29 protein-coding genes are annotated in these 26,174 nt (G+C 66.5%); 17 read left to right on the top strand and 12 right to left on the bottom strand.

Annotated features, from left to right (window positions below; all coding sequences use genetic code 11):
- Nucleotides 1-385 precede the first annotated feature (385 nt).
- The 6 genes from ACP7BH_RS00810 to mnhG are packed head-to-tail and all read left to right on the top strand — an operon-like array spanning nt 386 to nt 6,338.
- Nucleotides 386-3,304: a monovalent cation/H+ antiporter subunit A gene (locus ACP7BH_RS00810; protein WP_425984487.1), complete on the top strand. Its 2,919-nt coding sequence runs from the start codon at nt 386-388 to the stop codon at nt 3,302-3,304.
- The gene (locus ACP7BH_RS00805) at nt 3,301-3,645 is read left to right on the top strand and encodes a Na+/H+ antiporter subunit C (protein WP_425984489.1); all 345 of its coding nucleotides are present in this window, start codon (nt 3,301-3,303) and stop codon (nt 3,643-3,645) included. The genes ACP7BH_RS00810 and ACP7BH_RS00805 overlap by 4 nt, the downstream gene beginning before the upstream one ends.
- Nucleotides 3,642-5,237 (top strand): monovalent cation/H+ antiporter subunit D, encoded by a 1,596-nt coding sequence (locus ACP7BH_RS00800; protein WP_425984491.1) that lies wholly within the window; start codon nt 3,642-3,644, stop codon nt 5,235-5,237. The genes ACP7BH_RS00805 and ACP7BH_RS00800 overlap by 4 nt, the downstream gene beginning before the upstream one ends.
- Nucleotides 5,234-5,722: a Na+/H+ antiporter subunit E gene (locus ACP7BH_RS00795; RefSeq protein WP_425984493.1), complete on the top strand. Its 489-nt coding sequence runs from the start codon at nt 5,234-5,236 to the stop codon at nt 5,720-5,722. The genes ACP7BH_RS00800 and ACP7BH_RS00795 overlap by 4 nt, the downstream gene beginning before the upstream one ends.
- Nucleotides 5,719-6,000, top strand: coding sequence for a K+/H+ antiporter subunit F (locus ACP7BH_RS00790; protein WP_045810222.1), 282 nt, complete (start codon nt 5,719-5,721; stop codon nt 5,998-6,000). The genes ACP7BH_RS00795 and ACP7BH_RS00790 overlap by 4 nt, the downstream gene beginning before the upstream one ends.
- Nucleotides 5,997-6,338 carry a monovalent cation/H(+) antiporter subunit G gene (gene mnhG, locus ACP7BH_RS00785; RefSeq protein WP_425984495.1) on the top strand — a complete coding sequence of 114 codons (342 nt, stop codon included), beginning with the start codon at nt 5,997-5,999 and terminating at the stop codon, nt 6,336-6,338. The genes ACP7BH_RS00790 and mnhG overlap by 4 nt, the downstream gene beginning before the upstream one ends.
- 107 nt (nt 6,339-6,445) lie before the next feature.
- Here the strand turns inward: mnhG and ACP7BH_RS00780 are convergent, their stop codons facing one another.
- The gene (locus ACP7BH_RS00780; protein WP_425984497.1) at nt 6,446-7,177 is read right to left on the bottom strand and encodes a hypothetical protein; all 732 of its coding nucleotides are present in this window, start codon (nt 7,175-7,177) and stop codon (nt 6,446-6,448) included.
- 111 nt (nt 7,178-7,288) lie between these two features.
- Here ACP7BH_RS00780 and ACP7BH_RS00775 point away from each other — a divergent pair, with 111 nt between their 5' ends.
- Both ACP7BH_RS00775 and ACP7BH_RS00770 read left to right on the top strand, forming a co-directional pair.
- Nucleotides 7,289-7,894, top strand: coding sequence for a TIGR00730 family Rossman fold protein (locus ACP7BH_RS00775; RefSeq protein ID WP_425984499.1), 606 nt, complete (start codon nt 7,289-7,291; stop codon nt 7,892-7,894).
- Nucleotides 7,895-7,999: 105 nt separating this feature from the next.
- Nucleotides 8,000-8,293, top strand: a complete 294-nt coding sequence (locus tag ACP7BH_RS00770) for a CC_3452 family protein (protein WP_425984501.1) — start codon at nt 8,000-8,002, stop codon at nt 8,291-8,293.
- 16 nt (nt 8,294-8,309) lie between these two features.
- On the opposite strand, the gene gltX is transcribed toward ACP7BH_RS00770, so the two are convergent.
- On the bottom strand, nt 8,310-9,644 hold the full coding sequence (gltX, locus tag ACP7BH_RS00765) for a glutamate--tRNA ligase (protein WP_425984503.1): 1,335 nt from the start codon (nt 9,642-9,644) through the stop codon (nt 8,310-8,312).
- Nucleotides 9,645-9,748: 104 nt separating this feature from the next.
- Here gltX and ACP7BH_RS00760 point away from each other — a divergent pair, with 104 nt between their 5' ends.
- The gene (locus tag ACP7BH_RS00760; RefSeq protein WP_425984505.1) at nt 9,749-10,012 is read left to right on the top strand and encodes a type II toxin-antitoxin system VapB family antitoxin; all 264 of its coding nucleotides are present in this window, start codon (nt 9,749-9,751) and stop codon (nt 10,010-10,012) included.
- Nucleotides 10,009-10,404, top strand: a complete 396-nt coding sequence (locus ACP7BH_RS00755; RefSeq protein WP_425984507.1) for a type II toxin-antitoxin system VapC family toxin — start codon at nt 10,009-10,011, stop codon at nt 10,402-10,404. The genes ACP7BH_RS00760 and ACP7BH_RS00755 overlap by 4 nt, the downstream gene beginning before the upstream one ends.
- Before the next feature lie 12 nt (nt 10,405-10,416).
- On the opposite strand, the gene dksA is transcribed toward ACP7BH_RS00755, so the two are convergent.
- Both dksA and ACP7BH_RS00745 read right to left on the bottom strand, forming a co-directional pair.
- Entirely contained in the window at nt 10,417-10,851 is a 435-nt protein-coding gene (gene dksA / locus ACP7BH_RS00750; RefSeq protein ID WP_425984509.1) for an RNA polymerase-binding protein DksA, read from the bottom strand.
- Nucleotides 10,852-11,030: 179 nt separating this feature from the next.
- Nucleotides 11,031-11,456, bottom strand: coding sequence for a flagellar assembly protein FliX (locus ACP7BH_RS00745; protein ID WP_425984511.1), 426 nt, complete (start codon nt 11,454-11,456; stop codon nt 11,031-11,033).
- Nucleotides 11,457-11,639: 183 nt separating this feature from the next.
- Here ACP7BH_RS00745 and ACP7BH_RS00740 point away from each other — a divergent pair, with 183 nt between their 5' ends.
- The 4 genes from ACP7BH_RS00740 (at nt 11,640) to ACP7BH_RS00725 (ending at nt 15,178) form a co-directional block, all read left to right on the top strand.
- The gene (locus tag ACP7BH_RS00740) at nt 11,640-12,761 is read left to right on the top strand and encodes a flagellar basal body P-ring protein FlgI (protein ID WP_409715623.1); all 1,122 of its coding nucleotides are present in this window, start codon (nt 11,640-11,642) and stop codon (nt 12,759-12,761) included.
- A 2-nt stretch (nt 12,762-12,763) separates the two neighbouring features.
- Entirely contained in the window at nt 12,764-13,066 is a 303-nt protein-coding gene (locus tag ACP7BH_RS00735; RefSeq protein WP_425984513.1) for a rod-binding protein, read from the top strand.
- Complete coding sequence (locus ACP7BH_RS00730; RefSeq protein WP_425984515.1) at nt 13,063-13,512, top strand: flagellar basal-body protein FlbY; 450 nt, start codon at nt 13,063-13,065, stop codon at nt 13,510-13,512. The genes ACP7BH_RS00735 and ACP7BH_RS00730 overlap by 4 nt, the downstream gene beginning before the upstream one ends.
- 88 nt (nt 13,513-13,600) lie before the next feature.
- Nucleotides 13,601-15,178 (top strand): EAL domain-containing protein, encoded by a 1,578-nt coding sequence (locus ACP7BH_RS00725; protein ID WP_425984517.1) that lies wholly within the window; start codon nt 13,601-13,603, stop codon nt 15,176-15,178.
- A gap of 13 nt (nt 15,179-15,191) precedes the next feature.
- On the opposite strand, the gene ACP7BH_RS00720 is transcribed toward ACP7BH_RS00725, so the two are convergent.
- Nucleotides 15,192-16,802: an ABC-F family ATP-binding cassette domain-containing protein gene (locus tag ACP7BH_RS00720; protein ID WP_425984519.1), complete on the bottom strand. Its 1,611-nt coding sequence runs from the start codon at nt 16,800-16,802 to the stop codon at nt 15,192-15,194.
- Between the two features lie 175 nt (nt 16,803-16,977).
- Here ACP7BH_RS00720 and ACP7BH_RS00715 point away from each other — a divergent pair, with 175 nt between their 5' ends.
- Both ACP7BH_RS00715 and ACP7BH_RS00710 read left to right on the top strand, forming a co-directional pair.
- On the top strand, nt 16,978-17,412 hold the full coding sequence (locus tag ACP7BH_RS00715; protein WP_425984521.1) for a hypothetical protein: 435 nt from the start codon (nt 16,978-16,980) through the stop codon (nt 17,410-17,412).
- Between the two features lie 25 nt (nt 17,413-17,437).
- Entirely contained in the window at nt 17,438-17,932 is a 495-nt protein-coding gene (locus tag ACP7BH_RS00710) for a group III truncated hemoglobin (protein WP_425984523.1), read from the top strand.
- A 1-nt stretch (nt 17,933) separates the two neighbouring features.
- On the opposite strand, the gene ACP7BH_RS00705 is transcribed toward ACP7BH_RS00710, so the two are convergent.
- Nucleotides 17,934-18,221 (bottom strand): type II toxin-antitoxin system RelE/ParE family toxin, encoded by a 288-nt coding sequence (locus tag ACP7BH_RS00705; protein WP_425984525.1) that lies wholly within the window; start codon nt 18,219-18,221, stop codon nt 17,934-17,936.
- Nucleotides 18,218-18,544 carry a hypothetical protein gene (locus ACP7BH_RS00700; RefSeq protein ID WP_425984527.1) on the bottom strand — a complete coding sequence of 109 codons (327 nt, stop codon included), beginning with the start codon at nt 18,542-18,544 and terminating at the stop codon, nt 18,218-18,220. Before ACP7BH_RS00700 ends, ACP7BH_RS00705 begins: the two co-directional genes overlap by 4 nt.
- Nucleotides 18,545-18,634: 90 nt before the next feature.
- Here ACP7BH_RS00700 and uvrA point away from each other — a divergent pair, with 90 nt between their 5' ends.
- Nucleotides 18,635-21,580 (top strand): excinuclease ABC subunit UvrA, encoded by a 2,946-nt coding sequence (gene uvrA, locus ACP7BH_RS00695; protein WP_425984529.1) that lies wholly within the window; start codon nt 18,635-18,637, stop codon nt 21,578-21,580.
- Between the two features lie 52 nt (nt 21,581-21,632).
- On the opposite strand, the gene ACP7BH_RS00690 is transcribed toward uvrA, so the two are convergent.
- The 5 genes from ACP7BH_RS00690 to ACP7BH_RS00670 all read right to left on the bottom strand — a co-directional run bounded on the left by ACP7BH_RS00690 (nt 21,633) and on the right by ACP7BH_RS00670 (nt 26,087).
- A complete protein-coding gene (locus ACP7BH_RS00690) occupies nt 21,633-22,514 on the bottom strand; it encodes a hypothetical protein (protein WP_425984531.1) in 882 nt (293 codons plus the stop codon).
- Between the two features lie 83 nt (nt 22,515-22,597).
- Complete coding sequence (locus ACP7BH_RS00685) at nt 22,598-23,251, bottom strand: ABC-type transport auxiliary lipoprotein family protein (RefSeq protein WP_425984532.1); 654 nt, start codon at nt 23,249-23,251, stop codon at nt 22,598-22,600.
- Nucleotides 23,248-24,186: an MlaD family protein gene (locus ACP7BH_RS00680; protein ID WP_159845126.1), complete on the bottom strand. Its 939-nt coding sequence runs from the start codon at nt 24,184-24,186 to the stop codon at nt 23,248-23,250. Before ACP7BH_RS00680 ends, ACP7BH_RS00685 begins: the two co-directional genes overlap by 4 nt.
- A gap of 12 nt (nt 24,187-24,198) precedes the next feature.
- Nucleotides 24,199-24,975 carry an ABC transporter ATP-binding protein gene (locus tag ACP7BH_RS00675; protein WP_425984534.1) on the bottom strand — a complete coding sequence of 259 codons (777 nt, stop codon included), beginning with the start codon at nt 24,973-24,975 and terminating at the stop codon, nt 24,199-24,201.
- Nucleotides 24,972-26,087, bottom strand: a complete 1,116-nt coding sequence (locus ACP7BH_RS00670; protein ID WP_409715665.1) for an MlaE family ABC transporter permease — start codon at nt 26,085-26,087, stop codon at nt 24,972-24,974. Before ACP7BH_RS00670 ends, ACP7BH_RS00675 begins: the two co-directional genes overlap by 4 nt.
- Nucleotides 26,088-26,174: the final 87 nt, after the last annotated feature.

The following is a 26,174-nucleotide window of genomic DNA, read 5'->3' as shown; positions in this document are numbered from 1 at the left end:
AGCCCTAAACAAATCAATCGTTTATCGGACGTAAACATTTGCGGAACAGTCAGAAGACCGGGCCCATTTACAACAACATTACGCCGACTGTTAATCGGCTGGTCGTAGGTTCGAATCCTACCCGCGGAGCCACTCGGAAGTAAAGACCACCGTTCTTACAGGACTTTGACCTAAGCTCCTCCCTGACAAAGCAATATTCGCCAGGCATCGGCCGACGGGCTGCTTGCAACAGCGAATTCGCACGCCCGCCATCAGCGCCGCCGCGCCGGGGTGGCGCTTTGACGCGCCGCTTTCCAGTTCGTAGGTGAAAGGCGATCAGAACCTTGCCGAACCTTGAGCGTTCGGCCATGCCCCTCACGAGACTTCGGAGAGACGCGCCGCCGTAATGTCCATCAGCTTCCTCCTCGTCGTCATTCTCGTCCTGCCCTTCCTCGGCGCCATCGTCGCGTCCGGCCTGCCGCGCCATGCACGAACGTCTGCGGCCATCCTGTCCTGGGTCGTGGCCCTGGTCAGCCTGGGGTGTCTGGCGGCGCTATGGCCGATGTTCCAGGACGGAGAGACGCTGCGCTACGAGATTCCCTGGCTTCCATCGCTGGGGGTCAATCTGGTGCTGCGGCTGGACGGGCTGTCGTGGTTGTTCAGCGCCCTGATCCTGGGGATCGGCGCCTTGGTGGTGCTGTACGCCCGCTACTACATGTCGCCGAAGGATCCGGTGCCGCGCTTCTTCTCCTTTCTGCTGGCCTTCATGGGCGCGATGCAGGGGGTGGTGCTGTCGGGCAACCTGATCCAACTGGTGGTTTTCTGGGAACTGACCAGCCTCTTTTCCTTCCTGCTGATCGGCTATTGGCACCAGAATTCGGCCGCGCGTGAGGGTTCGCGCATGGCGCTGACGGTCACGGCGACAGGCGGGATCGCGCTGTTGGTCGGCATGATCCTGATCGGGCGGATCGTCGGCAGCTACGATCTGGATGTCGTCCTGGCCTCGCGCGAGGCGATCCAGGAGAGCCCGCTCTATCTGCCGGCCCTGATCCTGTTGCTGCTTGGCGCCATGACCAAGAGCGCCCAGTTCCCGTTCCACTTCTGGCTGCCGCGCGCCATGGCCGCGCCGACGCCGGTGAGCGCCTATCTGCATTCCGCGACCATGGTGAAGGCGGGCATCTTCCTGCTGATCCGGTTCTGGCCGGTCTTTGCGGGGACGGAGAGCTGGTATCTGATCGTCGGCGGCATGGGTCTGGCGACTCTGTTGCTGGGCGCCTGGTGCGCCATCTTCCAGCATGACCTTAAGGGCTTGCTGGCCTACTCGACCATCAGCCATCTGGGCCTGATCGTCCTGCTTTTGGGGCTAGGAAGTCCCCTGGGCTGTATCGCCGCCATCTTCCACACGGTGAACCACGCCACCTTCAAGGCCTCACTGTTCATGGCCGCCGGCATCATCGACCATGAGGCCGGCACGCGGGATATGAGGAAGCTCAGCGGTCTGTTCCGCTTCATGCCCTTCACCGCGACCCTGGCCATGGTGGCGGCGGCGGCCATGGCGGGCGTGCCCCTGTTGAACGGTTTTCTGTCCAAGGAGATGTTCTTGGCCGAGGCGGTGGCCAGCGTGCACACGCACGGCCTGAACCTGCTTCTTCCCGCCCTGGCGACCTTGGCCAGCGCCTTCAGCGTCCTCTATTCGCTGCGATTCATCCACACGACCTTCTTCGGCCCGCCGCCGACCAAGCTGGACCGCGTCCCGCACGAGCCGGTCGCCTGGATGCGGCGTCCGGTCGAGGTGCTGGTGGCCCTGTGCCTGGTCGTGGGAATCTTCCCGGCCGTGACCGTGGGACCGTTTCTGAAGAGCGCCGCCGTCTCGGTGCTGGGCTTCGACCTGCCCTATTACAGCCTGGCCCTGTGGCACGGGTTCAACCTGCCGCTGGTGCTGAGCTTCGTCGCCCTGGCCGGAGGCGTGGGCCTGTATGTCGTCTTCGGCAAACGTATCAACGCCAACCCGCGCGGCGGCCCTTGGGGCTGGAAGCGGCTGAACGGCGGCTGGTTGTTCGAACGGACCATGACCGGCCTGTTCAAGGGGTCCGAAGCCCTGGTCCGCCTGTTCGGCGCGACGCGGCAACAGCCGCAGTTGCGCGCCATCGTCCTGGTCGCCCTGCTGGCGGGCGGTCTTGCCGCCCTCGGCGCGGGCCTGGTCATCAGGCCGATCATGCCGACCCCGACCCTGGCGAACTGGGCCTTTGCAGGCCTGTGGCTGGTGGGCGCCAGTTGCGCGGTCGCGGCGGCCTGGCAGGCGAAGTATCACCGGCTGGCGGCCGTGGTGCTGATGGGCGGGGCGGGTTTGGCCAGTTGCCTGTCTTTCGTCTGGCTGTCGGCGCCGGACCTGGCCGTGACCCAGTTGCTGGTCGAGGTGGTGACCACCGTCCTTCTGCTGCTGGGCCTGCGCTGGTTGCCTAAACGGCTGGAGACCATCCGCCTGCCCCAGGCCATGGAGCGGCGTTCGCGTCGTCGCCGCCGCATCGACGTCGTCATCGCCGCAGCGGTCGGTACGGCCTTAGCCGCCATCTCCTACGCCGTCATGACGCGGCCGTCGGTCGAGGGAACTTCGCGCTTCTTCGTGGAGCACGCCTACAAGGACGCGGGCGGGCGCAACATCGTCAACGTCATCCTGGTCGACTTCCGCGCCTTCGACACCTTCGGCGAGATCACGGTCCTGGGAATCGTCGGCCTGACGATCTTCGCCCTGCTGCGCCGGTTCCGCCCAGCGGACGACACCCTGCCGGATCCCAGTCAGCAGAAAGCCCAGAACGCCTCGGACCGCGATCACGACACCCGCTCGGAAGGCGACACCCTGAAGGAGACCATGCTGATCCCGCGCGTGGTCATGCGCTGGATCTTCCCCTTCATCATCCTGCTGGCCGTCCATCTGTTCCTGCGCGGGCATGACCTGCCGGGCGGCGGATTCGCAGCCGGGGTAACCCTGTCGATCGCCTTCATCCTGCAATACATGGCCTCGGGCGCCCGGTGGGTCGAGGAGCGGCTGGCCATCCGGCCTATCTTCTGGATCGGCGCCGGCCTGGTGATCGCCGCGCTCAGCGGGATCGGGTCGTGGCTGTTCGGCTATCCCTTCCTGACCTCCTGGTTCCAGTACGCGGACCTGCCGATCCTGGGCCGCGTGCCCCTGGCCAGCGCCGTGCTGTTCGACTTGGGCGTGGTGGTCCTGGTGGTCGGCGCGACAGTGCTGACTTTGGTGGCCCTGGCGCACCAGTCGCTGCGCAAGCCCAAGCAAAGAGACGCCGAGGAAGGAGAGCCGTCATGATGGAACTGGTTCTGGCCCTGGCCATCGGCGTGCTGTCGGCCTCGGGCGTGTGGCTGATGCTGCGGCCTCGCACCTTCCAGGTGATCATGGGCTTGTCGCTGCTGTCCTATGCGGTCAACATCTTCATCTTCGCCATGGGACGGCTGAAGTCGGGCGCCCCGCCGGTGCTGAAGGGCGATGTGTTCGATCCCGCCCGCTATGCCGACCCCACGCCCCAGGCCCTGGTCCTGACGGCCATCGTCATCAGTTTCGCCCTGACGGCGCTTTTCCTGGTGGTCATACTGACCGCCCGCGGCATCACCGGCAGCGACCATGTCGACGGCAAGGAGCCCGACGCATGACCGACTGGTATTCCCACCTGATCATCGGCCCCATCGTCCTGCCGATGATCATCGCCTCGGCCATGCTGATGGCGAACGAGCGCCGCCGCATCCTGAAGGCCTCGCTCAGCCTGGCGGCCATGGCGGCCATTCTGATCATGGCGCTGATCCTGCTGCACGAGAGCGCCAATGGCGCGGTGGGCGGCGGCGACACCGCACGCGTTTATCGCCTGGGATCATGGGCCGCGCCCTACGGCGTCGTCCTTGTCGCCGACCGGCTGTCGACGATGATGGTGGCGCTGACCAGCGTCCTGGGCGGCTGTGCCCTGATCTTCGCCCTGGCGCGCTGGGACCGCGCCGGGCCGCGTTTCCACGCCCTGTTCCTACTGCTGATCATGGGCGTCAACGGCGCCCTGTTGACCGGCGATCTGTTCAACCTGTTCGTCTTTTTCGAGGTGATGCTGGCCGCCTCCTACGGCCTAGCCTTGCACGGCTCGGGCGAGGCCAGGGTGCGGGCGGGCGTGATCTACATCGCCGTCAACCTGACCGCATCCCTGCTGTTCCTGATCGGCGTCAGCCTGATCTATGGGGTGACGGGCACCCTGAACATGGCCGATCTGGCGACGCGGGTGCCGACCATCGCCGCCAATGACCTGGGCCTGTTCCACATCGGGGCGGCGGTGCTGGGCACGGCCTTCCTGGTCAAGTGCGCCATGTGGCCGGTCGGCTTCTGGCTGACCTCGACCTATTCGGCCGCCAGCGCCCCGGCGGCGGCGGTCTTCGCCATCCTGTCCAAGGTCGGGGTCTATGTGATCATCCGCCTCAGCCTGCTGTTGTTCGGCGCCGACGCAGGGGCCTCGGCCGGGTTCGGGCTCACCTGGCTGATGTTCGGCGGTCTGGCGACCATCGCGTTCGGCACCTTCGGCCTGATCGCTTCGCGCGACCTGTCGCGCGCCGCAGGGTTCGGAGTGATGATCTCGTCCGGCACCGTGCTGGCGATCCTGGGCGTGGGCGACACGGCGGCCCTCAGCGGCGCGCTCTTCTATCTGATCGGCTCCACCCTAGCCTGTGCGGCCCTGTTCCTTCTGGCCGAGATTCTGCAGCGCGGACGCGAAGCCGATGTGGGCGAGGCGCGCGCCGTCTTCGACGACGAATATCGCGATCCCTTCGACGACGAGGAACGCAACGAACCCGGCCTGGTCATTCCGGCGGCCGTGGCGGCCCTGGGCGGGGCCTTTCTGATCTGCACCCTGATGGTGGCCGGCATGCCGCCATTGGCGGGCTTTGTCGGCAAGCTGTCGATGATCAGCGCGTTAGTCGGCGTCGGCGGCGCGGCGGCCTGGACGCTGGTGGCGGTGCTGTCCGTGTCCAGCCTCGGCGCCCTGATCGGCCTGACCCGCCTGGGCGTCGGCGCCATCTGGACCCGCGACGAGGATGCGCCGGCGTTCGTCGTGGGCGCGGCCGAGCTGACGGCGGTCGCCGCCCTGCTCGGCGCCTGCGTGTTCCTGGCCATCTTCGCCGGGTCCGCCCTGATCTACACTGACCATACGGCGGCCTGGCTGGCCGAGCCGCAGGGCTACATCCACGCCGTGCTGGGTGGTGGCGGCCGATGAGACGCATCCTGCCCTACCCCGTCCTGTCGCTGGGCCTGTTCGTCGCCTCGATCCTGCTCAGCGCCTCGGTCGCCCCGCCGTCCCTGGTGCTCGCCCTGTTGCTGGCCTTGCTGGCGCCGATCATCATGTTGGCCCTGGGCGTGGATCGCGTGCGGCTGAAGGCGCCCAAGGCCATGGCGCGCCTCGCCATCGACGTCGTCAGCGACATCGTGCGCTCGAACTGGGCGGTGTCGCAGATCATCCTGGGTCGTCGTCGCCACGAACGGACGTCCGGCTTCATCCATATCCCGCTGGACCTGCGCGACCGATATGGCCTGGCGGTCCTGGCCATCATCGTCACCTCGACGCCCGGCACCCTGTGGGTCGAGTACGAGTCCGCGACCGGCCGGCTGCTGCTGCACGTGCTCGACCTGGTGGACGAAGAGACCTGGGTGCGCCTGATCAAGGACCGATACGAGCGCCGGCTGATGGAGATTTTCGAATGACGGCGGCGGTGCTCACCTGGGGCCTGGGCCTGGCCCAGTTGATGCTAATCTGCGCCATGGGCCTGGCCGCGTGGCGCATCATCCACGGCCCGCGCGCCCAGGACCGCGTGCTGGGTATGGACACCCTCTATCTGAACGGCATGCTGCTGGTCGTGGTGTTCGGCATCCGCACCAACAGCCAGCTCTATTTCGAGGCCGCCTTGGTGATCGGCATGCTGGGCTTCGCCGCCACCGTGGCCCTGGCCAAGTTCTTGATGCGCGGCGAGGTGATCGAATGACCGAGGCTCAGATTCCCGCATGGGCCGCCTTCGTCGTCGTGGGTCTGGCTGTTGCCGGCTCTGCCCTGTCGCTGCTGGGCGCAGTCGGGCTGACGCGGCTGAAGACCTTCTACGAGCGTGTCCACGCGCCGACGTTGGGCGCGACGTTGGGCATGGCGTTGATCCTCGCGGCGTCTGTGGTGTGGTTCACGACAGTCGAGGGGCGCTTCATGCCGCGCGAAATCCTGATCGGACTGTTCCTGACCGTCACCACACCGGTCACCCTGACCCTTCTGGCCCGCGCCGCCCTGTTCCGCGACCGCACGGAAAAGGTGAAGGACACGCCCGACAAGGGCTGATCTTCGATCAAAAAGAAGCCCGGCGGGGGGCGCCGGGCTGAAATAAGGTTCGGTGATGGTGTCCCTGAGGACGACCCTCTTAGTTAACCGAATTGGTTTCCAGGACGTTAACCGACCCGATCCGGCAGCCACGCCGACTGGCGACCGTTCGGCGCCACGGGCCAGGTAATCCGCCAACCCTGCCCGGCTCGCTCGATGACGAAAACCGTCGCACCGCCCGCGCCCGGATAGTCGACGCTCTTGCCGTTCACCGTGATCGCCGCTGCGCCCGCGTGTCCCGTGACGGCCCGCCACCGCCCGCGCCCGATCGCCGTCGCCGTCACGCCGACGCCGTTGATCGTCACGACGGGCGCCGTGCTTTCCGCCTGACCCGACGCCATCAGCGTGGCGCCGTCCGAGTCCACCGCGTCCAGCCCGCCTGCGCCATCCAGACGGACGGTCGGCTGGCCTGCGGCGATCAGCGCCACAGGCCCCGCCCCGCCCTGGATGACCACCAGTGTCTCGGGCGAAACGGCGGCGTCCTCGCCCACCTGCACCTCGGGCGTGAACCGCACATCGCCGTGCAGGGGCGGCAGCCGAAGCTCGAATCGGCCCGCCCCATCCGCGCTGGCGGCCACCGCAGCCGCACCCGGCGCACGCAGCACGACGCGCGCATTCGGACCCGCCGCCCCGCGCACGACCAGCACCCCGCCATCACGTGTCACACCGTCGATCAGCGGCGGCCGGACCCAGGGCGAGGCTTCATCCGCCCCTGTCGGCCCCGCAACGCCGCCTTGCGGGTCGGAACAGGCCGCCGCAGCCAGGACCGCGACACACGCGACGATCATCCGACGTTTCATCCTTCGCCTCTACGATATAGGACTGGCGACCCAGCGGCTTGAGCCTGTGTTAGCTTGAGCGCCGTCGGTTTGGCCATGGCCAGATCGGGTATTCGTTTTCTTCGAGGCTCCATGTCCCTGCCCCCCGTTTCGTTCCTGCCGTTCGACGGCTCTTCCGTCTGCCTGTTCTGCGGCGCTTCCGAGACAGCCGATCCTTCCTACACCGAGGCCGCCTACGCCTTTGGCAAGGCGACGGCCCAGGCCGGGTGGCGGCTGGTCTATGGCGGCGGCGGCGTGGGCCTGATGGGCGCATCGGCGCGCGGCGCACATGACACGGGCGGCCGGGTCGTCGGCATCATGCCGGCCTTCCTGCGCAGCCGCGAACGCCTGTTCGACGAGGTCGAGACCGTCGTCGTCACCTCGATGCACGAGCGCAAACAGCTGATGTACGATCAGTCGGACGCCTTCGTGGTCGCCCCCGGCGGCATCGGTACCCTGGAAGAGGTCGTCGAACTGCTGTCGTGGAAGCGGCTGGATCTGCACCACAAGCCGGTCGTCTTCCTGAACCTGAACGGCTTCTGGAACGGCTTCTTCGCCCTGATGAAGCACAGCGTCGAGGAAGGGATGACCCCGCCTTCGTTCCTCGACGCCTGGACCGTCGCCGACACGGTCGAAGAGGCGATGGCCCAGGTTCAGACTGGCGGCGACATGCCGCAGTTGAAGCATGATCGGCGATAAGTGATCGTCGCTAATATTCGCGCGACTACGTATTGACAGTTTTTATGGAAAACTGACATTGGGGCTCAGCGGCACGACGCCGTTCTTCATTTCGGAGAGTTTTCCATGCGCGCCCTGCTCATCGCCGCTGCCCTGTTCGCCGCCGCTCCGGCCGTCGCCCAGGCCCCTACCGCCACCAGCCTGACCCTGGTCGACGCCGCCTCGGCGCCCGCTCGCGCCACCATCATCGACGGCGCGCGCTGGTCCTGCGAAGGCGCGACCTGCACCGCTTCGGGCGGCACGCCGCAACCTGCAACGCGCGCCTGCCGTCGCGTGGTTCAGAAGTTCGGTCCAGTGACCGCCTTCTCCTACAAGGGCGTGGAACTGAGCGCCGACGAACTGGCCGTCTGCAACGCCTAATGAAGTGCGAGGCGGTTTAGGCCGCCTCGCCTCTCAGACGTCGTTCTATCGTCTCGCGACCGATCAGCGGCGCCATGGCCGCCATGTCCGGCCCGTGCGGCTGGCCCGTCAGCGCCAGACGCAGCGGCATGAACAACGCCTTGCCCTTGGCGCCCGTCTCGGCCTTGACGGCCGAGGTCCACGCCGACCAGGCGTTCTCGTCGATCACGTCCGGCAGCAGACGCAGCGCCGTCTCGATGAATGCGGCGTCCTCGATCACCGGCTGGACCGGCCCCTGCACGATCTTCGCCATTTCAGCGACATCGGCGAACTTGGTCAGGTTGCCGCGCACCACAGACCAGAAGGTCTCGCCCAGATCGGCGCCCAGCGCCTGAAGACGCGGCTGGGCCGTCGCATAGTCCATGACATGCAGAGCCTGGGCGTTCAGACGGTCCAAATCGGCGGTGTCGTACCGCGCCGGGGACCGGCCCATCTTGGAAAAGGCGAAGCTCTGGCCCAGGGCCTCGACAGAGGCGCCCACTTCCAGCGGATCGGACGTTCCGATCCGGCCCAGGTGGCTGGTGATCGCGATGGGTTCGTAGCCCTGGTCGCGCATGTCGCTGATCGACAGCGAGCCCAGGCGTTTCGACAGGGCCGCGCCGTCGGCGCCGACCAGCAGCGGCATATGGGCGAAGCCGGGCACGGTCGCGCCCAGCGCTTCGAAGATCTCGATCTGAGCGCCCGTGTTGGTGACGTGGTCCTCGCCCCGGATGATATGCGTGATGGCCATGTCGATATCGTCGACCACCGACGGCAGCGTGTAGAGGAACAGACCGTCCTCGCGGATCAGCACGGGGTCCGACATCGAGGCCGTGTCCACCTCGGCATGACCGCGCGCCAGGTCTTCCCAGGCGACCCGCTTGCCTTCCAGCTTGAAACGCCAATGCGGGCGACGGCCCTCGTCCTCATAGGCGGCCTTCTGGTCTTCGGTCAGCTCCAGCGCGGCGCGGTCGTAGATCGGCGGCAGGCCGCGCGACAGCTGCACCTTGCGACGCCGGTCCAGTTCGTCGGCGGTCTCATAGGCCGGATACAGCCGGCCCGAAGCCTTCAGCTTGGCGGCGGCCTCCTCATAGCGGTCGAACCGCTTGGACTGGTTGTAACGCTCGTCCCACAGCATCCCCAGCCAGGTCAGATCGTCCTCGATCCCCTGTTCGAACTCGGGCGTGGAGCGCGCCAGGTCGGTATCGTCGATCCGCAGCACGAACGACCCGCCCTGCCCCTTGGCGAACATCCAGTTCACCAGGGCGGTGCGGACATTGCCGACGTGCAGCTTACCCGTGGGAGACGGGGCGAAACGGACCTTGACGGACATGGATAGACGACCTCGAAAGCGAGGCGGCTAGGTCGCCCCGCAACCCGGCGAAGTCAAGGCGTGGGTAGGATTGAACGGCTTATCATGATAGAACTCGATCCGTCATGAATGCGCCGGTTCAGATCAGAAAGCCCGAAGTCGCCGAACGGCTGCGTGAACTTGCACGTCTTGAAGGGAAGTCCATCACCGACTTGGTCGAGGACATGGTCCGAGAGCGGGACGAACGGCTGGTCGCCAGACGCGAGGCTGAAATCGAGGCCAAACTCGCCGCCGTGGAAGAAATCGTCGCTCACTTCAACAGCCTGCCGATCATTGGCCCCCTGCTGACCGACGATGACATTTATGACGAAGACGGTCTGCCCAAATGATCGTGGTCGATGCGTCCGCCCTGGTGGCGGTGCTTCTGCGAGAACCGGAAGACATGGCGTTCCGTCGGTTCATGGCGCGGGAAACAGACCTGTTCATGTCGCCTGTCGGTTATTGGGAAGCGGCCACGCGTCTGAGAGCACTGCGCGGTGAGGCCGGCGTCGCGGATCTGGATCTCGTGATCGCAAGTTTGGGAATACGGATCGCCCCCGCCACATCACGCACGGCGTCTCTGGCCGCAGGCGCTGAACGAGACTTCGGAAAGCGCACGCCCGCTAGGCTCAATCTCGGCGACTGTTTCGCCTATGCCCTGGCTAAGGAAAGCGACGCGCCTTTGTTGTTCAAGGGCGACGACTTCAGCCAGACCGATCTGATCCCGGCTCTTTCCGCCTGAACGGGCTGAAAGTTAGTCGTCGCGGTGGACGCGTTCGCGGCGTTCGTGGCGTTCCTGGGCCTCGACCGACAGGGTCGCCGTCGGGCGGGCTTCCAGACGACCCAGGCTGATCGGTTCGCCGGTGTCCTCGCAGTAGCCGTAGGAACCGTCCTCGATCCGGCGCAGGGCGTCGTCGATCTTGGAGATCAACTTGCGCTGGCGGTCCCGGGTGCGAAGCTCAAGGGCGCGGTCGGATTCAGAAGAGGCGCGATCCACCAGATCGGGGTGGTTTTCGGTCTCCGCTTTCAGATTGACCACCGTGCCCTTGGACTCGCGAAGGATCTCGTCCTTCCAGTCCATCAGCTTCTTCTTGAAATAGGCTTGCTGCCGTTCGTTCATGAACGGCTCGCTGTCAGACGGCCGATACGGGCCGGTTTCGTCGGACACAACGGACGCCAAAGCGTTCATCGATCTCACGCTCTCTAACACGCCCCCCTGTGGCGTAGATGGCCGTATAGTCAGCCTGTCGAGTCGCGGCAACGCGGTTCTCGCTTCCGTGATCCGATTACGGTGACCGGAGGGCTTACAGTGACAAATGTCACTCACCTGGGAAGCTTAGCCGACTGAGATTAGGGGATTATTCCGCCTCAGCCCCGTTTTCCGCGCATTTCGGCCTTTGCCAGTTCCACCGAGGCTCGCAGGTCGATCTGGTCCAGCAAGGCGCTCAGATCCGCATCACCGTCGTCTGTGCGCTCCTCGCGCAGGGTTCGCGCCATCTGATCCAGCGAGCCTTCGTCCGCGTCGCCCGTCAGAAGCGCTAGCTTGAGTTCTTCCAAGCGGTCCAGAAGACCGCCGCCCCGTCGGATCGCCCGGCGACGCTTCTCAAGCGGCCCCTCGATCCCTTGCAGCGCCATAAGGGCCGAAACGTCAGAGACGCCGCCGGTCGCAGAGCTGGCCGTCGCGGCTGAAGGCGACGCCACAGCCGGCGCCTGGCCCAGCGAAAAGCCGCTGGCGGATCGCGTCGTGCGTGTGCTTGCGGGCGTGCTGACGCCGTTTGGGCCGACAACCTTCATGCGTAGGTGCTCCGCGTCATGAGCCCATGCATGACGGGCGGCGGTGACTGTTTGGTTAACGCCCCGGCAAATCCTGCCGCTTCAATACCGCTGCAAAGCCAGCCGACGTTGAATTCACGTCGTTAATTATCCGGCATGATCCTCGCAGGGAAAGGGGCGTAACCTTGCGTGGACGCCTGACCGATGCAAAATCTGCTTGCCCGCCTCATCGCCTCCGTCGCCGCGACGATCGTCGTCGCCGGCGGTGCGACCTCGGCGCTGGCCCAATCGCAGTCCCGCATCAAGGACATCGTCGCCGTCGAAGGCGTGCGCGGCAACCAGCTGGTCGGCTACGGCATGGTTATGGGATTGAACGGCACGGGCGACAGCTTGCGCAACTGCCCCTTCACCCGTCAGTCGCTGGAAGGCATGACCGAGCGGCTGGGCGTCAACATCCGCGGCGCCAACGCCAACACCAAGAATATGGCCGCCGTCATGGTCACGGCCGATCTGCCGGCCTTCGCCACGCCCGGCTCGCGCGTCGACGTATCGGTCGCCTCGATGTGCGACGCAAAGAGCCTGCTGGGCGGTTCGCTGGTCGTCACCAGCCTGCAGGGCGCGGACGGACAAGTCTATGCGGTGGCCCAGGGCTCGGTCCAGACTGGCGCGGTCTCGGCCTCGGGCGGTTCGGGTTCTTCGGTGACGCGCGGCGTTCCGACCGCCGGCCGCATCGCCTCGGGCGCCGTGGTCGAACGCGAGACCGGCTTCCAGATGGCGAACATGAACGAGGTGCGCCTGAACCTGCGCAACCCCGACTTCACCACCGCCCAACGCGTCGCCGCTGTGGTGAACGCCGCCTACCCTGGCTCAGCCCTGGCCGAGAACGGGACCGTGGTCGCCCTGCGGGCGCCGGGACAGTTGGGCATGGCCGGCTTCATCAGCCGGATCGAGAACTTGGCGGTCAGCGTCGACACCCCCGCCAAGGTCATCATCGACGAGGTCAACGGCGTCATCGTCATGGGCGACGCCGTCCGCATCTCCCGCGTCGCCATCGCCCAGGGCAATCTGACCATCTCGGTCGACGAACAGCCGTTCGTCAGCCAACCCGCACCTTTCAGCCAGGGCCAGACCGCTGTCGTGCCGTCCACCCAGGTCAGCGTCGAAGAGGATCTGGGCACCCAGATGAGGATGGTCGGGGGCGGGGCGAACCTGTCCACCCTGGTCAACGGTCTGAACGCTCTGGGCGTCAGCCCGCGCGACATGATCAGCATTCTTCAGGCCATCAAGGCCGCCGGCGCCCTTCAGGCCGACATCGAGGTGATGTGAGCATGAGCGATCTGACCGTCTCGCCTGATCTGTTGCGTCCCGCTGCGGCCGCGCCCACAGCGCCGAACCGCGACAAGATCGAGGAAACCGCCAAGGCCTTCGAGGCCACCTTCATATCGCAGATGCTGAAGCCGATGTTCGAGGGCATTTCGACCGACGGCCTGTTCGGCGGCGGTCAGGGAGAGGCGACTTGGCGCAGCTTCATGCTGGACGAAATGGCCAAGAGCACAGTCAAGGCCGGGGGCATCGGCCTGAGCAACACGGTCATGGCCGAAATGCTGAAGATGCAGGAGGGGCGGCAATGAGGGACACCGAACTGGCCCCCGAACTGGCACAGGCGCGCGTGCGTCAACTGACCACCCTGACGCTGCGCCTGACCGAACGGCTGGAAGCCGAGACCCTCGCCTTCGCCGGCGGCCGGCCCCAGGACGTGGCGTCAGGCCTGGCGGAGACCCAGGAAATGGCCAATCTCTACCGTCGAGATTCCGCCCACGTGAAGGCGAACCCGGCCCTGCTGAGCGGCGCGCCGCTCGAAGACCGCAAGACCCTGATCGACGCCACCCGCGCTTTCGACGCCGTCCTGACCCGTCACGGTCGCGCCGTCGACGCCGCCCGTCAGATTTCAGAGGGCCTGGTCCGAGCCATCGCCGCCGAGGTGACCGCCGCCCGCACGCCGGCCTCCGCCTATGCCGCCGATGGGCGTGCTGCGTTGGGCGACGGACGCGCCGTCGCGCTGAACCGGATGGCCTGAGGGGCGACGTCATCGACGCCGCAAATCACGGTTCGCGACCTCAGGATAATTGCCTATTTTTTAAGCGACTGCGTGTCAGCATGTCTTCATGACGCTGACCACCCGCCTCCTAGGCTTGGCCTTCGCATCCGCCGACACATTGGTGGAGGTGGATTCTGAGGGCGTTGTCTCCTTCGCGATCGGCGCCGGCGCGCTGGCGGGCGAGGATGCCGGCGCGACCTGGACCGGCCGACCGCTGCTCGATCTGTTGCACGATGGCGCATCCACGATGACGGCCCTGCGCGGCATGAAGCCCGGCGTGCGCATTCCCTCCACCTCCGTCCTGGTGGCGGCAGGTCCCGACCGCGTCCGGCGCGCCTCTTTCAGGGCTTTCGTCCTGCCGCAGATGGCGCCGGCCGTGTCCTGCGCCATCTCCTATGAAGGCCCGGCCTTCGCGCTCGAAGATCTTGAAACCCGTCCTCTGCTGGAGGCGGAAGAATTCCTGACAGACGCCGGGCGGGTGCTGGACGGCGACACAGATCTCGCACTGTCCTTCCTGGACATTCGGGGTCTTGAGAACGTCAGCGGCGACGCCGCCTACCGTCTGAACCGCCGCATCGAGGCGACCCTCCAGTCTGCCGCCGTCGAGGGATCAAGCGCGGCCCAGGTGACCGGTGTGCGGTTCGCCCTGCTGCGTCCCGCCAACGACCGCCGCGACATCGCCGCCGAAATCGTCGAAGCGGGCCGCGCCGAAGGTCTGTCCCTCGGCGCCGAAGCCTTCAGCTCACCCGTGCCGCCTGGATCGGATTCGCTGTGCGTCCTGCGCGCCATGCGGTTTGCCATAGAGGGCTGTTTGAAGGGCGACGGCCTGATCAATCCGCAGATCGCCTTCGCGGACTCGCTGAAACGCACCTTCCGCGACGCCGAGACCTTCCGCAGCCTGGTCAAGTCGCGCGAATTCCAGGTCCACTACCAGCCCATCGTCCACCTCGACTCTCGCGCCGTTCATCATTTCGAGGCCCTGACCCGCTTCAACTCAAACAGCGGCCCCGCCGACGCCATCCGCATGGCCGAGGAGCTGGACTTGATCGAATCTTTCGACCTCGCCGTCGCGGAAAAGGTGCTTAAGCGGATGCGTCAGTCAGGCGCCGGCCTGCTGAAGATGGCGATCAATGTCTCCGGCGCCTCGCTGGGCGACGACTCCTATGTCGAACACCTGCTGCGCATGACCGCCGGCGCGCCCGAGGAACGTCGACGCCTGATGGTCGAAGTCACCGAGACCTCGGCCCTCGCCGACATCGAGGCCGCCGACCGTCGTCTGGCCGCCCTGCGCGAAGCCGGCATCAGGGTCTGCATCGACGACTTCGGCGCGGGCGCCGCCGCCTTCGACTATCTGCGAAAGCTCTCGGTCGATGCGGTCAAGATAGACGGCGCCATCGTGCGCGACATCCAGACGGACGAACGGTCAAGGGCCATGCTGCACAGCATCGTGGAACTGTGCCGCTCGATGAAGCTGGAAACCATCGCCGAGATGATCGAAACCGACGGCGTCGCCGCCGAGCTGAAGACCGCAGGCGTCGAATACGGCCAGGGCTGGCTGTTCGGCCGTGCCGAGGCCGAACCGCGCACCCAGCTCACCAGCCCCTCGATGGTCCGCCGCAAGGGCGCCGTCGAAGCCTGGGGCTGACAGCCTAAGCCCATCACAGCACCAAGGTGCGTGTGACCTCCAGCGCGGCCAGGAAATCCGCATCGTGGCTGACCACGACCAGCGCCCCGTCGTAGGCGACAAGCGCCGTCTCCACGGCCGCGATGGCGTCCAGATCCAGATGGTTCGTCGGCTCATCCAGCACCAGCAGTTGCGGCGGCGTCGCGCCGGTCATGACGCAGGCCAGGGCAGCCCTCAGCCGCTCCCCGCCTGACAGGTCGCCGACCCGACGCTGGGCCGCCGTGTTGCGAAACAGGAACCGCGCCAGCGCCGCCTGGGCGTCGTTGACGGTCCCTTGGGGGTTCAGCCGCCGCCACGCCTCGACCAGCGTCTCGTCCGGCTTCAGGATCGCCGCCTCCTGATCCAGCAGAACCGCCCGCACCGGCCGCTCGACGGACCCCGCCGTGGGCTCCAGATCACCGGTGATCAGCCGCAACAAGGTCGTCTTGCCGGCTCCGTTCGCCCCGGTCACCGCCACCCGCTCCGGCCCGACCAGCCTCAGATCGATCGGTGCGACGATCGTCCGCCCCTCGGGCGCCGCCCACGACGCCTGATCCAGCGTCAGCACCGTTCGTCCGGCCGCCAGTCCCGTCGTCGGCATCGGGATCGCCAGCGCCCGCGTCCGCTCCACCCGATCCTGCGCCGCCGCCAGCGCGGCTTGCGCCGCCTCGGCCTGTCGCGTGGCCAGCAGCCGGTCGCGCCCGCCGCTGTTTTCGGCCCGCTCGGCCCGTGCGCCCAGGAGGATTTTGGGCATGTCGCCCTTGGCCGCCTTGCGCCGCCCCGCCGCGTCGCGCTTGGCCTTGGTTTCGGTTCGCCTCTGCGCCTCGGCGCCCGTACGCGCGACGTCGCGCTCGGCCTCGGCCAACCCCCGCTCCGCCGCCTCCCGCTCGGCCGCCTTGCGCGCGGCATAGAGGTCATAGCCGCCGCCGTAGATCGAAACGCCCAGACCCGACACCTCCACGATCCGGTCCATCCGACGCAGCAGGTTGCGGTCATGGCTGACCACCACGGCCCCGCCGTCCCAGCGCCCGATCACTTCGGCGACCAGCGCCCGCGCCTCTACGTCCAGATGATTGGTCGGCTCGTCCAGCAGGATCAGGTCCGGCTGCGCCAGCATCAAGCAGGCCAGCCTCAGCCGCGTCTGTTCGCCCCCGCTCAGGCTGACGGTCAGCCGATGCAGCGCCACCCCCGACAGCCCCACGGCAGCCAGCGCCTGGCCCAGCCGCGCCTCCAATGTCCAGTCGGCCTCGGCCAGGTCATCGGCCGTGCCGTCGCCCGCCAACACCCGCGCAATGATGGTTAGGTCTTCTGCGACGCCCAGGGTCTGCGCCGCCGTCTCGTTCGGCCCAGGGTCGTACCGCTGATCCAGCACACCGATAGAGCCGGTGCGCGCTACCACGCCTTCGGCCGGCGCCGAAGCGCCCGAGATCAGGCGCAGCAGCGTGCTCTTGCCCGCGCCATTGCGGCCGATGACGCCCGTGCGCTCGGCGCCGAACGTCAGGCTCAGATTATCGAATAGGGTTACGCCGTCAGGCGTCCTAGCGGCGACCTTGTCGAGTGTCGCGAGTGCGGACGGGGACGGGTTTCGGCTTGGGCTGGTTCGCATTGAGGATCACGAGCAGCATGGCGGACAGGGCGGAACCGGTGGCCAATGCGATGATCATGATCGTCAAACCTTCTGCAAAACGCGTCAGAACAAGGAGGATGGGTCGTAATCGTGCAATGCGCAAGTCTGGCGTCGAACACGGCCGCGTGAGAAGCTTGACCGTCAGGAGACTTTCATGAAGCCCGTCGCCGCTCTCGCCCTCATCTTTACTCTCACCTCCGGCGCCTGCGCTACCACGCCCGAGGCCCCGTCCATGGCTCCAAACTACGCCGCTGTTCCGACCCAGGGTCCGACGCCGAACGCCCGCCTCTACGCCGCCTGCCTCGCACAGGCCGCCGCCGCTGGCGCCTATCGCCGCACTGATGACGGGCGCGGCGCGGAGTTCCTGCTGTTCACCTGCACCGGCGCGCCGGCCGCGGCTTTCGCGACGGCCCTGATCCCCTGGAGCGACAGGATCGGCTCGGTGTTCCAGCGCGACGGCCGCACCTTCCGCTCCACCGCCAAGGTCCAGGCCGATCTGTTCGGCGTGGATGCCTGCTCCACCGATGCGGCGGGCGGCGATCCCGTCTGCATCCTGTCTTTCAACGCCGGCGATTTCCTCGACCAATAGGCTCGCTCCGGCTAGACAGGCCGCTATGGAAAGCCGTTTCCGCATCGACGATCCCGCCGGCGTCGCCGCCCGCCGCGAGGCTGCGGTCCAGAGACTGCGCGAAGAGACCGGCATAGACGAGGCCATGATCGACGCCCTGGTCGAAGGCTTCTACGCCCGCGTCCGCGATGACGTTCTGATCGGCCCGATCTTCGCGGCCCGTATCACCGACTGGGCCCCGCACCTGGCGCAGATGAAGTTGTTCTGGTCGTCAATCGCGCTCTCGACCGGCGTCTATCAGGGCCGGCCGATGCCGAAACACCTGCCCTTGCCCATCGACGCCCGCCACTTCGACCGCTGGCTGGACCTCTTCGTCGAGACCGCCCGCGACCTGTGCCCGACTGTCGCCGCCAATCACTTCATCGAACGCGCCCGCCGCATCGCCGAAAGCCTGGAACTGGGCGTCGCCACCGCCAACGGGGTGATACTGGCCAAGGGTGAGCGGTTCGTGCGGCCGACGCAGGCGTGGACGCCAGATTAGGTCAGAACGAACGATCCTCCAGCGTATGGAAGATACGGGTTATGACGACACTCGCCCGCTCGACATGATAGCGGATGACATAACCAGCCTGCCCAAATCGGACGATCATGTCTCGACTGCCAAACTGGTTCTTCGGCGCACGCTCGGGAAAGGTTTCGAGTGTCCTGAGCGCATCGTCCAGCACATCAGCAGCGCGTAGAGCGGCGCTCGGCGCTACATCGGCCAGAAAGTTCGAAACGCGGATCAGATCGCTGCGCGCGGGTGGCAGCAACCGGACCCGATACTTCACGACTTCTCCGCCAGCCGTCGAGCCAGATTGGCGTGGAAGTCCTGCAAGGCGTCCTCCAGCGGAATTGTTACGCCTGTTCGCTCATATTCCGCCCAGCGTTCGGCGTCCTCCGCGACCCAAGCCGCCGAATATTCGCTGACGCCTGCGATGCTGATATCGCCGATCACGCCTTCCAGCGCTTTCAAGGCATAGGCCGTCGGTTCTACGCCTGCCGCCTCGGCCGCAGCCTTCAGCCGCCGCGCCTGATCTTCGTTCAGATGAATGTCGAAACCATCGGCCATGCCGCGACGATAACCCAGCCGGCGGATCGCCGCAATGTTCACACATTGTTCTTGCTTCAATCCAGCGATTCATCCCCATATAGCGATGTCGCGCCGGACCCGACCGGCCCTCCTCCGCGTTCTCCGGACAGCATGACCGAAAAGCACAACTTCATCCGCGTTCGCGGCGCCCGCGAGCATAATCTCAAGGGCGTGGACCTCGACATTCCGCGCGAGCAGCTGGTGGTGATGACCGGCCTGTCGGGTTCGGGCAAATCCTCCCTGGCGTTCGACACCATCTACGCCGAGGGCCAGCGCCGCTATGTCGAGAGCCTGTCGGCCTATGCGCGCCAGTTCCTGGAGCTTATGGGCAAGCCGGACGTGGACCTGATCGAGGGTCTGTCGCCGGCCATTTCCATCGAACAGAAGACCACGTCCAAGAACCCGCGCTCGACCGTCGGCACGGTGACGGAAATCCATGATTATATGCGCCTGCTGTGGGCGCGGGTCGGGGTGCCCTATTCGCCGGCCACCGGCCTGCCGATCGAGAGCCAGACCATCAGCCAGATGGTCGACAAGCTGGTCGCCCTGCCCGACGGCGAACGCATCCTGCTGCTGGCGCCGGTCGTGCGCGGCCGCAAAGGCGAGTACAAGAAAGAGATCGCCGAATGGCAGCGCCAGGGCTTCCAGCGCCTGAAGATCGACGGGCAATTCTATCCGATCGACGAAGCCCCGACCCTGGACAAGAAGTTCAAGCACGACATCGACATCGTCGTGGACCGGATCGTCACCAAGCCTGACCAGGAAGCCCGCTACGCCGACAGCCTGCAGACCGCGCTCGGTCTGGCCGACGGCATCGCCAACGCCGAATGGGCCAGTGTCGCCGAGGGCGAGACCACCCCGCGCAGCCTGCTGTTCTCCGAACGGTTCGCCTGTCCGGTGTCGGGCTTCACGATCTCGGAGATTGAGCCGCGGCTGTTCTCGTTCAACAATCCCTTCGGCGCCTGCCCGGTCTGCGACGGCCTGGGGGTCAAGCTGGCCTTCGACGCCGATCTGGTGATCCCGGATCGCGACAAGAGCCTGCACAAGGGCGCCGTCGCCCCCTGGGCGCGCGGCCCCTCGCCCCTCTACACCCAGACGCTTCAGTCGCTCAGCCGCCACTACGGCTTCTCGATGGACGTGGCCTGGCGCGAGCTTCCGGCCCAGGCGCACAAGGCGATCCTGTACGGAACCGGCGCCGAGAAGATCAAGTTCACCTACGACGACAACGCCCGCAAATATGAGGTCTCCAAGCCCTTCGAGGGCGTCGTGCCGAACCTGGAGCGACGCTGGCGCGAGACCGACAGCGCCTGGGTGCGCGAGGAGCTGGCCCGCTATCAGTCCGAGACCCCCTGCGACGCCTGCCACGGCAAACGGCTGAAGCCCGAGGCCCTGGCGGTCAAGGTCGGGGGCCAGGACATCGCCGACGTCTCCACCCTGTCGATCAAGAAGGCCTACGACTGGGTCCAGGCCCTGCCCGAGGCGCTCAGCGATAAGCAGATGGAGATCGGCCGGCGCATCTTGAAGGAGATCGGCGACCGGCTGCGGTTCCTCAATAACGTCGGCCTCGACTATCTGTCGCTGTCGCGCGCCTCCGGCACCCTGTCGGGCGGCGAGAGCCAGCGTATCCGTCTGGCGTCGCAGATCGGCTCCGGCCTGACCGGCGTCCTCTATGTGCTGGACGAACCCTCCATCGGCCTGCACCAGCGCGACAACACCCGCCTGCTGGAAAGCCTGAAGGGGCTGCGCGACCTCGGCAACTCCGTGCTCGTCGTCGAGCATGACGAGGAGGCCATCCTGACCGCCGACTATGTCATCGACATGGGCCCGGCCGCCGGCATCCACGGCGGCGAGGTCTGCGCCGAGGGCACGCCGGCCGAGGTCATGGCCAATCCCAAGTCCCTAACTGGCAAATATCTGACCGGCGAGCGCGAGATCGAGATCCCCGCCGACGGCCGCCGCCCCATCGACCGCAAGCGGATGCTGAAGATCAGCGGCGCCAGCGGCAACAATCTGAAGAGCGTGACCGGCGAAATCCCCGTCGGCGTCTTCACCTGCATCACCGGCGTGTCCGGCGGCGGCAAGTCCACCTTCACCATCGAGACCCTGTACAAGGCCGCCGCGCGTCGCCTGAACAATGCGTCCGAAGCCCCCGCCCCGTTCGACCGGATCGAAGGGCTGGAGCATTTCGACAAGGTCATCGACATCGACCAGTCGCCCATCGGCCGCACCCCGCGCTCGAACCCGGCGACCTACACCGGCGCCTTCGGCCCCATCCGCGACTGGTATGCCGGCCTGCCAGAATCCAAGGCGCGGGGCTACGGCCCCGGTCGGTTCAGCTTCAACGTCAAGGGCGGCCGCTGCGAGGCCTGCCAGGGCGACGGCGTCATCAAGATCGAAATGCACTTCCTGCCCGACGTCTATGTCACCTGCGACGTCTGCAAGGGCAAACGCTACAACCGCGAGACGCTGGAGATCGTGTTCAAGGGCAAGTCGATCTCGGACGTGCTGGACATGACGGTCGAGGAAGCCGCGACCTTCTTCAAGGCCGTGCCGCCGATCCGCGACAAGATGCTGACGCTGGAACGGGTGGGCCTGGGCTACGTCAAGGTGGGCCAGCCGGCGACCACCCTGTCAGGCGGCGAGGCCCAGCGGGTCAAGCTGTCCAAGGAACTGTCGAAACGCGCGACCGGCCGCACCCTGTACATCCTCGACGAGCCGACCACCGGCCTGCATTTCGAGGACACGCGCAAACTGCTTGAGGTGCTTCAGGAACTGGTCGAGGCCGGCAACACCATCGTGGTGATCGAGCACAATCTCGATGTCATCAAGGTCGCCGACTATCTGCTCGACTTCGGCCCCGAGGGCGGCGACGGCGGCGGCGAGATCGTCGCGGTCGGCACGCCGGAACAGGTCGCGGATAACACCGCCAGTTGGACCGGCAAATACCTCAAGGAGGTGCTGGATCGGCACGAGACCCGACGCAAGGCGCGGGTCGCGGCCTTGGGCGGATCCGTCGGCGAACCGGCGAAGAAGAAGCGGGCCAAGGCGTCGGCCTGACACCCTTAGTCTCCCTCGCCGCCGGAAACCGGCGGCGAGGGAGAGATGAGATTCAACGCGGCTTCAGCGCCGCCCAGGCGGCCGAGAACGGGGCATAGAGCACGGCCAGTTGCAGCGCCGACATCAGGGCGTTGACGACGGACGACACCAGAATGGCCGGCCAGGCCTGGGCCAGTATCTGCATCGTGCCGACGCCGTCGAAGCGGGCCAGGGTCTGGATCCCGCCGGTCATCAGGTCGGTCGCCGCGCCAATGATCATGCCCAGGATGCTGACGATCAGAGACATGATGACCGCGATCACGGCCATGCCCAGCAGCGCCCAGAAATGGCCCTTGGTGGCGCCGAAGGATTCGAACAGCGTGATCTTGCGGCGATCAACGGTCATCGGCACGGCCAGGCTGAACTTGATCGCCAGCCAAACGATCAGGGCGAAGACGGCGAAGACCAGCAGCACGCCCGCCAGGATCAGCAGAGGCTGGCCCGACGCGGAGCCGAAGCCGATGGCGGCGCCCACCAAGGCCATGCCCACGCCGGAGGCGAGACCCACGATGATGCTGACCAGCAGGCTGACGACCAGCACGCGCACCTCGTCCATGCCCACACGGACATAGCCCCAACGCGACTCTTCAGGACGCAGGACCGACCGGGCGACGGCGGCGCTGAGCACCGTCCCGATCAACAGCCCGGCCGGGGCCGCCCAGGCCAGCGCGCCGGCATAGACCTGACCCAGGGCCTGGAAGTCCGCCATCGACGGGTTGGCCGACTGTTCCAACGCCTCGCCCGCCGCCATCAGGGCCGCCCATTTGTCGGCGCCCAGGCCGAACATGACGACATACATCAGCAGATAGACCAGCCCCCAGGCCAGGGCGACGACCGGGTGACGACGAACGACCCGAAAGCCTTCGAAGGCAGCGTCGGTGGCGGAAAAACTCATGACAACTCCGGGTCAGATTCGGAGACAGCCTAGCGCATCCGCAGGCCTGCGTCCTGCAGCCCTGAATGAAGGCCGACCGGCCGTCAGTTGGCGGAACTGATGGTCCAGTCGGCGATCTGGGTGTTAATGTCGCGGGTGGCGGTATCGAAGGCCGCGACGATGGCCGACACGCGATTGTCGCCGGCCGGCTGGGTCACGGTGAAGACGCGTTCGACCGACCGCCCTTCTTCCGGGCGAATGGTCCCGCCGGACGCGGCGCGCCGTTCAGGCGTGGAGCGCAGTTGCGCGCGCGCCGTCACCACCACGTCCGGCACGGCGCCCGGCGCGGCGTAACGCGCCTCGAACGTCGTGACCGTCACCTGCAACACCAGCGGCGGCGTGCCGGCTTCGCGACGGCCCAGCACGCGAATCCGGTCGGCCCGGTTGGCGAAGGCGGCTTTCAGGCTGTCGTCGAACAGGGTCGAGGCCGGCGACACCCACCGCGCCCCGCCGATATAGGCCGTCTCCAGACCCGTGACGCCCAGGATGCGGTCGTCGCCGGTCGCCTGCGGAAACTCGATGCGGCGGATCGAGACCGTCAGCGGCGCGGGCGTGTCGCCCACGGCCGACGGCGCCTCGACCGGCAGGCCGAACCGATAGTTCTGCACCGGGTCTGGGCTCGACAGGAGGGCGCACCCGCTCAGCGCGGCCATAGCGGCCGCGGCGACGGCCATTCGAAGGACAGGACAAAGGATCACGGCTGCACCTCCAGCTCTTTGGATTGGGGACGACCGATGAAGTCGCGCGGGCTGGCGCGGACGTCGTCGATCAGGGACTGCAGCGAACGGGTGGCGTCCTGCAGCTCTTCGATCGTGCCGCTCAGTTGCGGCAGGCTGTTGGTGGTGAAGTCGCCCAGCGGACGCTCCAGCCCGCTGATCGACCGGTTGGCCGAGGCGATGGCCGTGCGGGCCTCCGCCGTCGCCGAGTTGATATTGGCGATGGCCTGGCGACCGTCGGTGTTGATGATCTGGCGCGTATCGACGGCCAGTCCCTGGTATTCCTTCACCGCCGCGTTGGCGTTGGTGACGGCCTCTTCCAACTGCTGGAAGATGGCCTTGCGGGCCTCAAGCTCGGTCGTCAGGGATTCCACATTCTTCACGCTGGTCGAGAAGCTGCGAATGTTGTCGTCGGACATGACGCGATTAATCCGGTTCAGCGCATCCACCGTCTGGGCCAGCACCGTGCCCGAACCGCTCAGCAGCTCGGCGATCGGCGACGGCTGGCTCTGCAGCACCGGTACGACGTTGTCAGGATACTGCTCCTTCAGCAGGGCGCTGTTGGGCGATCCGGCGGTGATCTGGATGTAGTTCAGGCCCGTGATGCCCTGCGGCTCCAGCTGGGCGCGCGAGGTGACGCGCACCGGCGTGGTGCCGTCCACGCGAACGCGGGCGATGACCTGGTCGCCGCGCTTGGTGTCGATGTTCAGGTCCGTGACTTCGCCGACGCGGATGCCGTTGAAATGCACCTCGCCGCCTTCCGACAGGCCGTTCACCGGCCCATAAAAGACGATGTCGTACATGTCGTAATCGCTGTTGAACTGCAGCCGGGCCAGCCAGATGGTGAACACGGCCAGCGCCGCCAGAAGGCAGACGGTGGCGATCCCGACTGCGGCGTAATGTGCGTCTCTTTCCATAGTCGGCTCTCCTCAGGCCGCCGTCTTGGTGGCTGCGCGACCGCGCGGCCCCAGGAAGTATTCCTTGATCCACGGATGGTCGGAGCGTTCCAGCTCCTGCACCGTGGCCTTTTCCACGACTCGCTTGTCCGCCAGCACCGCCACCTTGTCACAGATGGCGTACAGCGTATCGAGGTCGTGGGTGATCATGAAGACGGACAGACCCAGGTCGTCCGCCAGTTGCCGGATCAGCTCGTCGAACGCCGCCGCCCCGATGGGATCCAGACCCGCCGTCGGCTCGTCCAGGAAGACCAGTTCCGGATCCAGCGCCAGCGCCCGCGCCAGCCCCGCCCGCTTCTTCATCCCGCCCGACAGCTCGGCGGGCTTGAGATGATGGTGTTCGGGCTTGAGGCCCACCATGGCGATCTTCAGCTCAGCCAACTCATAGATAATCGCCTTGGGCAGTTTGGTGTGCTCCACCAGGGGCGAGGCGACGTTCTCCAGCACGCTCAGCGACGAGAACAGCGCGCCCTGCTGGAACAGGATGCCGGTGCGGCGCTCGATGTCCGCCGACTGATCGTCGGTCAGGGTCGCGCGGTCGTAGCCCAGGACATTGACCGTGCCGCCCTCGGGCTCCTTCAGGCCGATGATGGTGTTCAGCAGCACGGTCTTGCCCGCGCCGGATCCGCCGACCACGCCCATGACCTCGCCCCGCACCAGGTCGAGGTCCAGATTCTCGTGGATGGTTCGATCGCCGAACTGGCTCAGCAGGCCGCGCACCTCGATCATGTTTTCCGGTGCATCGGTCATATGTTCAGCTCCAGGAAGATCAGGGCGAACACGGCGTCCAGGAAGATGATGGCGAAGATGGCCTGCACCACGGCGGCGGTCACCCGGCGCCCCAGGCTTTCGACATCGCCGGCGACCGACATGCCCTGACGGCAACCGATGGCGGCGATGACGAGGGCGAAGACCGGCGCCTTCACCAGGCCTACCATCAGGTGCTGCGCCATGGTGCCGTCCTCGACAAGACGCTGGAAGAAGAAGGACGGGCCAAGGTTCAGCGAGCTCCAGCACACCACCAGACCACCCAGCAGGCCGCCGATCATGCCCATGAAGGTCAGCAGCGGCAGCATCAGCACCAGTGACGCGACACGCGGGATCACCAGCGCCTGGAACGGATTGACGCCCATGACCTGCATGGCGTCGACCTCCTGGTTCATCCGCATCGAGCCGATCTCGGCCGCGAACGCAGACGCCGAACGCCCGGCCAGCAGGACAGAGGCGATCACCACCGCAAACTCGCGGAACATGGCCACGCCTATCAGCTGAACAGCGAACACCTGGGCGCCGAAATCGGTCAGCAGGTCCACGCCGATGAAGGCGATCACGGCGCCGATGAAGAAGTTGGTGATCATGACGATCGGGATGGCGTCGAGCCCGGCCCGCTCGGCCTGGCTGACCCAGGCGGGCCAGCGAATGCCGCCGGGGTGTTTGGCCGCCTCGACCACAGCCGCCATCAATCGACCAAGGAAGGCCAGCGACAGCATGGCCTCGCCGCCGAAATCATAGACGCCCCGGCCGATCTTGGCGAAGGTGCGGATGAAGGCGCTGGGGCGTTTCGGGGCCGGGGCGCTCTCGCGCTCCAGCAATTCGATCATGTGGTAGATGCGACCCGCCTCGGGCCGGTCCTTCCACTGGCTTTTCGACAAACGCCCACTGGACGCCTGCACCAACGCCAGCGCGCCGGCGGTGTCGAACCGGCCCAGATCGGCGGTGTCGATACTGGCGATCTCGCGGCCTTCGAGATCGCGGCTCAGCTCGGTCGGCAGACGGCCGAGCGCCGTCGTTGTCCAGTCGCCGGACAGGCGCAGATTAGCAGCGCCGTCCGCATCGACGATTTCATACTGCGGCTGGCTCATCGGGCCTCGAACGACCGGTCGGACATCACGATCTTCCCCAGGCCGCCTCTCCAGGCAGCCGAAATCCCAACCGCGCTAATGGTCAAG

It is taken from the genome of Brevundimonas sp. TWP2-1 (assembly GCF_049897645.1).
Taxonomy (GTDB): Bacteria; Pseudomonadota; Alphaproteobacteria; order Caulobacterales; family Caulobacteraceae; genus Brevundimonas.
The sequence above is the reverse complement of the archived record's forward strand: the minus strand, read 5'-3'. Positions and strand labels throughout refer to the sequence as shown.